The organism is Nocardioides deserti (assembly GCF_014266025.1).
GTDB classification, from domain to species: Bacteria; Actinomycetota; Actinomycetes; order Propionibacteriales; family Nocardioidaceae; genus Nocardioides; species Nocardioides deserti.
The window spans coordinates 218116-230710 of sequence record NZ_JACMYC010000003.1 but is presented as its reverse complement, the minus strand read 5'-3'; the positions used below and the strand labels follow the sequence as shown (position 1 = coordinate 230710).

General features: G+C 73.1%; 7 protein-coding genes. 4 read left to right on the top strand and 3 right to left on the bottom strand.

The window, feature by feature from the left end; all coding sequences use genetic code 11:
* Positions 1-169 precede the first annotated feature (169 nt).
* From H7344_RS06705 to pssD, 3 genes are read right to left on the bottom strand one after another with little or no spacing between them, the layout of a single operon-like run.
* Complete coding sequence (locus H7344_RS06705; RefSeq protein ID WP_186345239.1) at positions 170-1687, bottom strand: sugar transferase; 1518 nt, start codon at positions 1685-1687, stop codon at positions 170-172.
* Positions 1684-2274, bottom strand: coding sequence for a glycosyltransferase (locus H7344_RS06700; RefSeq protein WP_186345238.1), 591 nt, complete (start codon positions 2272-2274; stop codon positions 1684-1686). Before H7344_RS06700 ends, H7344_RS06705 begins: the two co-directional genes overlap by 4 nt.
* On the bottom strand, positions 2271-2720 hold the full coding sequence (pssD, locus tag H7344_RS06695) for a PssD/Cps14F family polysaccharide biosynthesis glycosyltransferase (protein ID WP_186345237.1): 450 nt from the start codon (positions 2718-2720) through the stop codon (positions 2271-2273). The genes H7344_RS06700 and pssD overlap by 4 nt, the downstream gene beginning before the upstream one ends.
* A 207-nt stretch (positions 2721-2927) precedes the next feature.
* On the opposite strand from pssD, the gene H7344_RS06690 reads away from it, so the two are divergent.
* From H7344_RS06690 to H7344_RS06675, 4 genes are read left to right on the top strand one after another with little or no spacing between them, the layout of a single operon-like run.
* On the top strand, positions 2928-10328 hold the full coding sequence (locus H7344_RS06690) for a PKD domain-containing protein (RefSeq protein WP_186345236.1): 7401 nt from the start codon (positions 2928-2930) through the stop codon (positions 10326-10328).
* Positions 10329-10380: 52 nt separating this feature from the next.
* The gene (locus tag H7344_RS06685) at positions 10381-11253 is read left to right on the top strand and encodes a PhzF family phenazine biosynthesis protein (protein WP_229707067.1); all 873 of its coding nucleotides are present in this window, start codon (positions 10381-10383) and stop codon (positions 11251-11253) included.
* Between the two features lie 34 nt (positions 11254-11287).
* Positions 11288-12097: a thymidylate synthase gene (locus H7344_RS06680; protein ID WP_229707068.1), complete on the top strand. Its 810-nt coding sequence runs from the start codon at positions 11288-11290 to the stop codon at positions 12095-12097.
* On the top strand, positions 12094-12585 hold the full coding sequence (locus tag H7344_RS06675) for a dihydrofolate reductase (RefSeq protein WP_186345234.1): 492 nt from the start codon (positions 12094-12096) through the stop codon (positions 12583-12585). The genes H7344_RS06680 and H7344_RS06675 overlap by 4 nt, the downstream gene beginning before the upstream one ends.
* Positions 12586-12595 lie beyond the last annotated feature (10 nt).

Below are 12595 nucleotides of genomic sequence, written 5' to 3'. Positions count from 1 at the left end.
CGGCGGGCGCGTCACCGTAGGCAGGCGAGGAGAGCAGCAGGCCTCGTGTCATCCCCCAAATTGGGCATGTGGTGGCGTACCCCACATTGGGTATGCGGAGGGTCGACCCCCGGCGCAGCCGGGTGCCGGTCCGGGTGTTACGCGCGCGCGACGTCGGGCGAGCGCCGCGTCAGTACGCGCCGTCGTGCCGGACGACGGCCCGGACGGTGCGGCACAGGATCCGCAGGTCCAGGCCCAACGACCAGTTGTCGACGTAGCGCAGGTCCAGCCGCACGGTCTCCTCCCAGGAGAGGTCCGAGCGTCCCGAGACCTGCCACAGCCCGGTGATGCCGGGGCGGACGGCCAGCCGGCGCCGGGTGTCGGCGTCGTACCGCGCGACCTCCTCGGGCAGGGGCGGTCGCGGTCCCACGAGCGACATCTCGCCGCGGACCACGTTGACGAGCTGGGGGAGCTCGTCGAGGGAGTAGCGGCGCAGCACGGCGCCGACCCGCGTCACCCGGGGGTCCGTGCGTGCCTTGAACAGCACGCCGTCGGACTCGTTGAGCCCCTCGACCGTGGCGCGGCGGTTCTCCGCGTCGGCCACCATGCTCCGCAGCTTGATCATCGAGAACGGGCGGCCGTTGCGGCCGATCCGGACCTGTCGGAAGAAGGCCGCGCCCGGGGTGTCGTGACGCACCGCGAGGGCGAGCAGCCCGAGCAGCGGTGCGAGCAGGACCAGGGCCACGGCGGCCGCGACCCGCTCGGCGCCGGCCTCGAGCAGCCGGCGGGCGCCGGTGAGCTCCGCGTGCCGGACGTGCAGCAGCGGGAGGTCCCCGGCGTACCCGATGCGCGCCCGCGCCGCGGCCACGTCGAAGAGGCCGGACGCGACCATCAGCGAGGTGCCGGATCCCTCGAGCTGCCAGCCGAGGCGGCGGAGGGTCATCGGCTCGAGGTGCCGGCAGGGGACGACGATGACCGCGCGCGCCCCGTGCTGGACCGCGACGGTGGGGAGCCGGTCGAAGCCGCACGTCTCCGGCACGCCGAGCGAGCGGCCGGTGCTGGTGGCGACGCAGACGCCCGCCACGCGGTACCGGTGGCCCCGGCTCCGGTCGAGCTCGGCCATCACCCGCGCGACCTCCCGACGGTGCCCCGCGACGACGACCGGGATCCGCTCCCGGGTGCCGCCACGCCACCGGTCCCCGACGAGGCGCTGGGCGCCGCTGATCGCCGTGGCGGTCAGCGTCAGCACCAGCAGCTGCCGTGGACGGAGCTGCGGCTCGAGGAGGGTGGCCCCGACTGCGGAGGCGGCGACCAGCACGGTCCCGCAGCGGGCCACGCGACGGACCTGGTCCAGCCGTGAGGCGACGTGCCGGTCGTAGCAGTGGTCCGCCGAGAGCAGGAGCAGCCAGGCCACGACGAGGAGCGCCACGACGGGCACCGAGGGCGTGTCGCGGACGGCCACCGTGGCGGCGGCCGTCGCGGCCGCGACGTCCCCGGCGGCCAGGAGCAGGGGCGGGCGCCAGTGCAGGTCCCCGCGCATGGGGTCGCGGCTGAGGATCGCGGAGATCGGGCTGGGTGCCCGCGTCGCGGACACGACCGGCGGCTGCGCGCCCGGCTCCTCCAGGTCCGGCTCGTCCAGGTCCGGTTCCTCCAGATCCGGGAGCGCGGGGTCGAGGTCGGGAAGGCCCGTCGGCGCGGTCGCCGTCACGAGGACCGGCCCAGCAGCTCGTCGACGAGGCGACCGAACCGCGCCGGGGCGGTGTCCGTGGTGCCGAGGGCCGGTCCGGTTGCTCCGGGTGGTCCGGCCGGTCCGGCTGGTCCGGCCGCAGCGGCCGCCGCGAGGCGCGCCGCGCTGCCGGGGGCGAAGGGCCGCTCCCCGCCATCGACGAGGGCGAGCGCGACGGCCCGGCGGAACAGCGGGAGCTGCGGCGCCGCGGCGACCAGGCCGGTGCCGCCGATCCGCGCGACGAACCGCTGCTGGTGGTCGTCCACGTGCTCACCCAGCCGGGGGTCGCGCGGGACCACGACCGGGACGTGCCCGGCCGCCCGCGCCTCCATGATCAGGCCGGGTCCGCCGTGGGTCACCACGGCCGTCGCGCGGTCGAGCAGGCCGAGGAGCTCGCCGGTGCCCAGCATCGCCGCACCCGGCACGTCCGCCGGCAGCGCCGTCGCGCCGTGCTGGACGAAGACGTCGGCGCCGGTCGCACGGCGTACCTCCTGGACCCACGTGACCAGCCGGTCGAAGGGGTGGTGGTCGGTGCCGAGGAGCACCGCGACGAGCGGCGCGGTGGTCACCAGACGCTCCCGAGGAGGACGCTGGACCGGTAGAGCTGCTGCTGCTCGGGCCACTGCACCAGGAACAGGTCGGTCATGGGGCGGCACAGCCGGCCGGTGAGGGTCGGGGTGTCGATCCGGTCGAAGACCTCGAGGTAGACGCTCGACGCGCCGCAGGACCGGTGCAGCCAGAAGAACGGGACGGCCACCCCGGCGCCGGTGCTCACCACCACGTCGGGGCGGTGCTCGGCGAGGAGCCGTCGGGCCAGGAGGGTGTTGCGCAGCAGGTTGCGGACGTTGCGGGTGGTGGGGTGGTGGGCCCACGTGACCTGCTCGCCGTCGAGCTTGCTCACCGCGTCGGGGGTGTCGAAGGTGACCCAGTGCCGCTCGTGCTGGCTCCACCACGGCCGCAGGCACATCAGCTGCGCGAGGTGCCCTCCGGAGGAGCTGACGAGCAACACCTTCATGACGCCTCCTGGTTCGGGACCTGCGGGACGACGCTCACGCTAGGAACCAGCCGCCGGAGTGGCATGACCAATTTCGGTGACCTCCGTCGTCGGTGAGCGGGCCGCCGGGGCGGCCGGCGAAGGTCCATCAAATTTGGGCATGAGGCGGGCGGCCGACGAGCCGACGATTCCGGACAGGTCGCACTCCTGCGGCCGTCTCCTTCGTGGATGGGTGAGCTCGTGTCCCAGCACCTCGTACGGCGCCCGGCGCCGGTCCCTGCGCCCCGCTACCTGCCCGGTCGGCGTCGCACCCGGGCCGGCCGGCTGCTCGCCGCGATCCTCACGGCGCTCGTGACGATCCTGCCCGTCCTGGCCGTCACGACCATCAGCGCGGCGCCCGCCCACGCCGCACCCGGCGTGATCGGGTTCGTCGCGGCGGACAGCACCGCCGGCAACCGGACGGCGCACACGGTGCGTGTCCCGGCGGGCGTGCAGGCAGGTGACGCGCTGGTGCTGACGATCACGACCAGCTCGTCGACCGACACGTTCACCGACACGCTGCCGGGATGGACGCTGCTGGAGTCGCGTGACGGCAACGGCATCCGGGGCCGGGCCTGGACCCGGACCGCGACGGCCGCCGACGCCGGCACGAACGTCACGGTCACCACCAGTGCGTACGTCAAGTCGGTCATCAGCGTGGCCGCGTACCGCAGCACCGGCGCGGCCGCCGTCGTCGAGAGCGCGGTCGGAGGGAGCAACACGAGCGGCACCAGCCACACCACGCCCAGCGTGCCGGTGGCGGGCGACGGGTCCTGGCTGGTGAGCGTGTGGTCGGAGAAGTCGTCCTCGACGCTCGCCTGGACCCTGCCCACCGGCGCCACCTCACGCACGACCGCCGCGGCCACCGGCTCGGGCAAGATCAGCGCGGTCCTCGCCGACTCCGCCGGGCCGCTCGCGGCCGGCGCGGCCACGACCCGAACCGCCACCACCGACGTCGCCGCCTCGCGGACCGCGCTCTACTCGCTGGTGGTCGCCCCCGGCGAGGTCGACGAGCCGGTCAACACCGCCCCGACCGCGGCTTTCACCTCCACCTGCGACCAGCTCACCTGCACCTTCAACGCGTCCGGGTCCGCCGACGCCGACGGCGACGACCTGACCTACGCCTGGACCTTCGGCGACGGGGAGACCGGCACCGGCGCCACCCCGTCCCACACGTACGCCGCCGACGGCACGCGCACGGTGACCCTGACCGTCAGCGACGGCACCGCCACCGGCACCACGTCCCGCGAGGTGACCGCGTCGGCGGCGGTCGCGCAGGGCCAGATCTCGTTCGTCGCCGCGGCCAGCACCAACGGCTCGCGCACCAACCACCGGGTGGTCGTGCCCAACGCCGTGGAGCCGGGTGACGTGCTCGTCGCCTTCCTCACCACCAACGACAGCGTGGCCACCGTCGGCAACCCCGCAGGCTGGACGCTCCTGCAGTCCCGCGACGGCAACGGCATCCGCGGTCGCACCTGGACCCGGGTGGCGACCGCGGCCGACGCCGGCGCGGACCTCACCCCCACGACCAGCGCGACCGTGAAGGCGGTCGTCGGCGTGGCGGCGTACCGCAGCACCGGCGGCGGGGACGTCACCGCCTCGGCCATCGGCGGCAGCAACACCACCGCCGGCAGCCACACGACGCCCGCCGTGGCGGTCGCCCGCCCGAACTCCTGGCTGGTCAACATCTGGAGCGAGAAGTCCTCCACGACCGCCACCTGGACCTTGCCGGCCGGCGCCACCCAGCGCACCACCAACGCAGCGACCGGCACCGGCCGCATCAGCGCGGTCCTCGCCGACTCCGGCGCAGCGGTCCCGGTCGGGACGGCCGCCGGCCGCACGGCCACCACCAGCGTCACCGTCTCGCGCACCGCGCTGTCCTCGATCGTGATCGGCCCGGAGCAGGAGGCGCCCAACCAGGCCCCGACCGCGTCGTTCACGTCGAGCTGCGACGCCCTGACCTGCACCTTCGACGCGAGCGCCAGCAGCGACCCGGATGGGGACGAGCTGACCTACGCCTGGACCTTCGGCGACGGCGCCACCGGCACCGGCCGCACCGCCCAGCACGCCTACACCGGTCCCGGTTCGCGCACCGTCCGACTCGTCGTCGGCGACGGCACCACCACCGACGACGCCGAGGGCACGGTCGACCCGACCGAGGACGTCGTGCAGGGCGAGATCTCGTTCGTCGCCGCTGCCAGCACCCAGGGGGCCCGCACCAACCACAGCGTCCGCATCCCGACCTCGGTCGAGGCCGGTGACGTCATGGTGCTCTTCCTCACCACCAACGACACCTCCGCGACGGTGACCGCCCCCACCGGGTGGACCCAGCTCGGTGCCCGGGACGGGAACGGCATCCGTGGCCGCACCTGGACGAAGGTCGCCACCGCGGCGGACGCGGGCACCAACGTGATCCCGCGGACGAGCGCGACGGTCAAGGGCGTCGTCGGCGTCGCGGCGTACCGCGGCGACGACGTCTCGGTGGCCGACTCCGCGATCGGCGGCAGCAACGTCTCGAGCACCAGCCACACCACGCCTCCCGTGGCGGTGCCGGCCGCCAACTCGTGGCTGGTCAGCATCTGGAGCGAGAAGTCGTCGACCACGGCCACCTGGACCCTGCCGGCGAACGCCACCTCGCGGACCACCAACGCGGCGATCGGCTCGGGCCGGATCAGCGCGGTGCTCGGCGACTCCGCCGGACCAGTGCCGACCGGCACGGCCGCGGGCCGCACGGCCACCACGAGCGTCGCGGTGTCCCGCAGCATGCTCGCCTCGGTGGTGATCAGCCCCGGGCAGGCGCCGCCCAACCAGGTGCCCACCGCGGCGTTCACCTCCAGCTGTGACGCGATGGTCTGCAGCTTCAACGCCGCCGGCTCCACCGACCCCGACGGTGACCCGTTGACCTACAGCTGGGCCTTCGGCGACGGCCAGACCGGGACGGGCCAGGCGGTCCAGCACACGTACGCCGCGGCGGGGGACCGCACGGTCACCCTCACCGTCAGCGACGGCGAGGACACCGACACCGAGACCGCGACGGTCTCGCCGGCGTCGACGACCGTCCAGGGCGACATCACCTTCGTCGGCTCCGCGAGCACCGCGGGCAACCGCCCGTCGCACACCGTGCGGATCCCGGCGACCGTCAAGCCGCTGGACCGGCTGGTGCTCTTCCTCACCACGAACAGCACCGACGTGGCACTCCCGACCGCGATCCCCGGCTGGACCCTGCTGGAGTCGCGCGACGGCAACGGGATCCGCGGCCGCGCCTGGACGCGCAGCGCGACGCCCGCCGACGTGGGCGCCGACGTGGCCGTCACGACCGCGTCCTGGATCAAGTCGACCATGTCGGTGGCGGCGTACCGCAGCACCGGCCCGGCGGTGGTCTCCGCCTCCGCGGTCGGCGGCTCCAACACCACCGGCACCGCCCACACCACGCCCAGCGTCCCGGTGGCGCACGCCAAGTCGTGGCTGGTCAACGTCTGGAGCGAGAAGTCCTCGACCGACGGGACGACGTGGACGCTGCCGGACGGCACGACGGAGCGGACGGCCGCCTCGGCCACCGGCTCGGGCAAGGTGAGCACGGTGCTCGGCGACTCGGCCGGCGCGGACCTGCCGGTCGGCACCGCCGGTGGTCGGACCGCCAGCACGAGCAACGCCGCCTCCCGGTCGATGCTCTTCTCCGTGGTCGTCGATCCCGGCACCGACGCGACGCAGACCAACGAGGCGCCGACGGCGACCTTCTTCGCCGGGTGCTCCGGCCTGACCTGCGAGTTCGACGCGGGCAACTCCTTCGACCCCGACGAGGACCAGCTCACCTACACCTGGGACTTCGGCGACGGCTCCACCGGTGACGGCGTCGACCCCGCGCACACCTACGCGTCGAACGGATCGCGCCTGGTCCGGCTGACCGTCAGCGACGGCGAGCTCGAGGACGAGGCCACCCAGACGGTGCAGACCTCGCCGGTCGGCCCCCCGCCCGGCCACACCCGGATCGTCCCGGACACCCCGCGCACCAACATGCCCTACATCGGCACCGGTGAGATCTGGGACATCGAGTTCGTCGGCAACCGGGCGTACGTCGCCGGCACCTTCACCACGATCGCCAACCGCGCTCCCGGCAACAACACGACGTACCAGCAGGCCGGCCTGGCGGCGTTCGACGCCACCACCGGCCTGGTCGACCCCAGCTTCCGCCCGGTCTTCACCAACGGCGGGGTGGAAGCGGTCGAGGCCTCGCCGGACGGCACCAAGCTGTTCATCGGCGGCAGCTTCGGCACGGTCAACGGCGTCCGCCGCGCGGCGATCGCACGGATTGACCCCGCCACCGGCGCCCCGATCGACGGGTTCCAGGCCAACGGCAACGGCAAGGTCCAGGAGCTGGCGGTCACCAACACCACGGTGTACGCCGGCGGCCGGTTCACCCTCATCAACAACGTGCCGCGCGGTGCGCTCGTCGCGCTCGACGCGACCACCGGCGAGGTCCGCTCGGACTTCGTCAACAACCTCTCCGGCGGCATCGGCACCAACGGCGACCTGACGGTGCAGCGGCTCAAGCTGACCCGCGACGAGGGGCGCCTGCTCGTCGTCCACACCGGCCGGCAGGTCAACGGCCAGGACCGCTACGGCATCGCGATCATCAACACCCGCACCAATCAGCTCACGCCGTGGCGCAGCCGGCTGTGGGAGGAGAACCTGCAGTACGTCGGCGGCATCCAGCGCATCTACGGCGGGGACATCTCGCCCGACGGCACCTGGTTCGCGGTGAGCAGCGGCTCCGGCGGCGACCGCCCACCGATCAACGACACGATCATCGCCTACCCGATCGACGGCGGCGACAACATGCAGCCGATGTGGATCTCCCGGGCGTTCGACAGCGTCTACTCGGTGGCGATCTCCGAGCAGGCGGTCTACATCGGTGGTCACTTCGCCTGGAACGAGTCGCCGACCTCGCCGCAGCCGTGGCCGGGTCTCGACGACCAAGGCTACGGCACCGGCCAGGGCCTGTCGGGCTACGGCCTCGGTGACGCCGTCGTCAAGCGCCAGCACCTCGGCGCGCTCAACCCGGCCGACGGCACGGCGCTGGAGTGGAACCCGACCTCGAACTCCTTCGAGGGCAACAAGCACATCGAGCTGACCTCGCGCGGCCTGTGGACCGGCGGCGACGCCACCACGCAGGGTGAGTACAACGTCGGCCGGCTGGCGTTCTTCGACTTCGCCTCGATCCCGAACGGCAACGGCGTGGAGACGACGATCGTCGACCCGATCGAGGGCCGCATCAAGCCGGTCGCGGAGTCCTTCACCGTCAACGGCACCGCCTCGGCCGCCAACGGCGTGCGCAGTGTCCAGGTCGAGATCATGGACCGCCAGTCGCGCCGTTACCTCAACGACGACCTGACGACCTGGGGCACCACGACCAGCAACACGATCGATGCGACCCTGGCCAACCCGGGCACCCCCTCCACCGCGTGGACGCTCCCGCTGACGGTCGCCAACAACCGCGAGCTGACGATCACCGCCCGCGCGGTGTCCAGCTCGGGTGCGCAGGACCCGTCGAAGGCGACGAAGAAGTTCGAGACCTTCGGCACGGCCGACCAGGCGCCCAACACCTCGGTCAGAGGGCCGTCAGGCAGGCTGATCAACAGCCGCACGTTCATCATCACCGGGTCCGCGACCGACGACGTGGGCGTCAACTCGCTGACGCTCGCGATCAAGGACTCCCAGAACCGCTACCTCCAGGCCGACGGCACGGCCTCGACGGCGTACAACGCGTTCCGGGTCACCCCGGACGTCGTCGGCGGCCTGTCGACCACCTGGTCCTTCGAGGTCACCGTGCCCCACGAGGACGAATGGATGGTGCAGGTCCGGGCGACCGACACCGCGGGCCAGGGCGACCTGGACACCGCCGACCGGTCCTGGCTGGTGGCGGAGAACGCCGTCGCGCCGACCGTGACCATCTCCCAGCCGACGGCGATGACGCCGCCGACGACGGTCGGCACCGTGCAGGTGACGCCGGGCCAGCCGATCACCTTCAGCGGCACGGCCACCGACGACGAGGACCTCGCGTTCGTCGAGATCACCCTGCGCAACACGACCACGCGGGAGAACCTCGCGGCCGACGGCACGTGGGGTGTGGACTCGATCGCGGGGCAGTACCGCATCTCGCCGGTCAACATCTCGGGCTCGACGTACAACTGGAGCTACACCACGCCGTTCAACCTGAAGCCGGGTTCCTACTCCTTCTCGGTCTCCGCGCAGGACGACATGGGGCTGAGCACGCCCTTCAACATGCAGGGCCGGCTGAACCTGGCTGCCCAGATCGCCGGTGACGCGCCTCCGGACGGCCTGCTGGACGTCACCGGGACGATCACCGGCGGCCAGTCCCTCCAGCTGGACCTGACCGGGCGGGCCACCGACGACAAGGGCGTCGCCGAGGTCCGGATCTCCCTCCGCGACCAGGACACGAACCGCTACCTGCAGCCGAACGGGTCGATGGGCGCGGCCTTCGCGACCCTGAACGCGGCGTTGGCCACGCCGGGCGGCACGAGCACGACGTTCTCGCTGCCGGTCACCCTCCCGACGCAAGGCGACTGGGCCGTCACCGCGTTCGCCTTCGACACCGTGGGCCAGCAGGACACCTCGACCAGCGGCGCGACGGCTCGCTACCGGATCTACCCCGGTGACCAGCCGCCGACGCTGACCGAGAACCTCTTCGCCCCGGTCGAGGGCGCGGTCTTCCCTGACGGCAAGATCTTCATCAGCGGCCGCGCCGAGGACGACCAGGCGATGCGGGAGGTTGAGGTCGCCGTCATCAACGCCGCAGGCCAGTACATGAGCGGCTCCGGGACGTTCACGAGCACGAACCCGAGCTGGCGGGAGGCGTTCCTCAACAGCCCGGGCACGCCGGGGTCGAACTTCTCCTACACCACCCCGGTCATCCCGGCGGGGGACTACACCGTCCTCGCCCGGGCCATCGACCAGCACGACCAGGTGACGCCGGTCCCGACCGAGCGGCACGTGACGGTGACCGTCCCCGACGGCAACCAGGCGCCGGTGCCGAGCTTCACGGTCAGCTGCAACCAGAACGTCTGCACCTTCGACGCCCGCAGCTCGACCGACGAGAACCCGACGGCGCTGACCTACTCGTGGAACTTCGGCAACGGCAGCGGCTCGGGAGCGGTGGTGACGCGGACCTACACCGCCGCCAACACCTACACCGTCACCCTGACCGCCCGCGACGAGTGGGGCACGACGGCGGCGACCACGCAGACGGTCACCATCACCGAGCCGACCACCAACCAGCCGCCCACCGCGGTCTTCAACACGCCGGCGTGCACCAACCTGTCGTGCAACTTCTCGGCAGGCGGGTCGACCGACCCCAACACCGGCGACACGCTGGCCTACCGGTGGAACTGGGGCGACGGCACCCCCGACTCCACGTCGTCCGGCGCGACCCACGCGTTCGCGGCGGCCGGGACCTACACGGTGACCCTCACCGTCACCGACGGCTGGGGCAAGGCGACCACCGCGACCCGTGAGGTCACGGTCGCCGCGGCCGCAGCGGTCGGGCCGGCAGCGAGGACGGCGGCACCGTAGGGACTCGGGAGCCGCACCGAGGGGGCACGCTCCCGGCCGTAGGGTCGGGGGCGTGTCCTCCGCCGTGTCCTCCGCCGCGTCCCACGTGTTCCGTCAGGTCGACGTCTTCTCCGCCGAGCCGCTGCTCGGCAACCCGGTGGCCGTCGTCCACGACGCCGACGACCTGACCGACGAGCAGATGGCGGCGTTCGCGCGGTGGACGAACCTCTCGGAGACGACGTTCCTGCTGACGCCCACCGACCCGGCCGCGGACTACCGGCTGCGGATCTTCACCCCAGGCGCGGAGCTGCCCTTCGCCGGCCACCCCACCCTCGGCAGCGCGCACGCCTGGCTCGAGGCCGGCGGCGTGCCGGCGGGGGAGGACGTCGTGCAGGAGTGCGGCGCCGGGCTGGTTCGCCTGCGTCGCGGTGAGGTGCTCGCCTTCGAGGCGCCGCCGCTGACCCGGTCCGGCCCGGTCGACGAGACGGACCTCGAGGCCGTGGCCGCCGCGTTGCGCGTCGGGCGGTCCGACCTGGTCGACGCGGCGTGGATCGACAACGGCCCCGGGTGGGTCGGCGTGCTGCTGCGCGACGCCGACGCCGTGCTCGCGCTGGAGCCCGACTTCGCGGCGTTCGGCGACCTGAAGATCGGCGCGGTGGGGGAGCACGTTGCTGGTGGCGCGGCCGGTGGGGACGCTGCGGTGGAGGTGCGCGCGTTCTGCCCGCAGTACGGCGTCCCGGAGGACCCGGTCACCGGCAGCCTCAACGCCGGGATCGGCCAGTGGCTCGCGGGCACCCGCCTGCCGGCGTCGTACGTCGCGGCGCAGGGCACCGCGGTCGGCCGGCGGGGCCGCGTCCACGTCGCCCGCGACGTGCCCGGTGATGGGGGAGCCGTCCACGTCGGGGGCGCCACGCGGACCACCATCACCGGCACGCTGGACCTCTGAGCGGAGCCGGCGCCGAGCAACTAGGCTCACCCCCGTGCAGCAGTACCTCGACCTCCTCCGCCGGGTCCTCGACGAGGGCGTCGAGAAGGGCGACCGCACCGGCACCGGCACGCTGAGCGTGTTCGGCCACCAGATGCGGTTCGACCTGCAGGCCGGCTTCCCGCTGGTGACGACCAAGAAGGTGCACACGCGGTCGGTCTTCGGGGAGCTGCTGTGGTTCCTGCGCGGCGACACCAACGTGCGCTGGCTGCAGGAGCGCGGCATCTCGATCTGGGACGAGTGGGCCGACGAGCAGGGCGACCTGGGGCCGGTCTACGGCCACCAGTGGCGGTCCTGGCCGACGCCCGACGGCCGCACGGTCGACCAGCTCGCGCAGGTGGTCGAGCAGATCCGCCGCGACCCCGACTCCCGCCGCCACATCGTCTCCGCCTGGAACGTCGCGGACATCCCCGACATGGCGTTGGCGCCGTGCCACACGATGTTCCAGTTCTACGTCGCGCCGCAGGGCGACGGACCGGGCCGGCTGTCGTGCCAGCTCTACCAACGCTCGGGCGACGTCTTCCTCGGCGTGCCGTTCAACATCGCCTCCTACGCGCTGCTGACCCACATGGTCGCCCAGGTGACCGGGCTGGAGGTCGGCGACTTCGTGCACACGCTCGGCGACACGCACCTCTACCTCAACCACCTCGACCAGGCCCGGCTCCAGCTCACCCGCGAGCCGCGGCCGCTGCCGCGCCTGGTGCTCGACCCGACCGTGACCGCGATCGACGCCTTCGAGCTCGAGCACATCGAGGTCGCCGGCTACGACCCCCACCCGGGCATCAAGGCGCCGATCGCCGTATGACGCCGGGCGGACGCCGCGTCGTCCTGGTCGCAGCCGTCGCCGATAACGGCGTCATCGGCGCCGGGGGCGACATCCCGTGGCGGATCCCGGAGGACTTCGCGCACTTCAAGCGGACGACCCTGGGCCACACGCTGCTCATGGGCCGGGCGACCTACGACTCGATCGGCCGGCCGCTGCCGGGCCGCACCACCGTGGTGCTGACCCGCGACCGCGAGTGGTCGGTCGACGGCGTCCTGGTCGCGCACGACCTCGACGAGGCGTTCGCGCTGGCCGACGGCCTCGACGGCGACCTGATGGTCGCCGGCGGAGCGCAGGTCTACCGCGACGCGCTCCCGCACGCCGACGAGCAGGTGCTGACCGAGGTGCGCCGCTCGCCCGACGGCGACACGTTCTACCCGGCGTTCGACCGGGCCGCGTGGGAGGAGACCTCCCGCGAGGTGCATGACGGGTTCGACATCGTCCGGCTGCGACGGGCCGACCGGCCGTAGCCCCGGCCCG

Excerpts from the sequence above, each read along its gene's own strand:
- pssD (WP_186345237.1), bottom strand. The coding sequence starts at position 2,720 with ATGAAGGTGTTGCTCGTCAGCTCCTCCGGAGGGCACCTCGCGCAGCTG.
- H7344_RS06690 (WP_186345236.1), top strand. The coding sequence starts at position 2,928 with ATGGGTGAGCTCGTGTCCCAGCACCTCGTACGGCGCCCGGCGCCGGTC.
- H7344_RS06675 (WP_186345234.1), top strand. The coding sequence starts at position 12,094 with ATGACGCCGGGCGGACGCCGCGTCGTCCTGGTCGCAGCCGTCGCCGAT.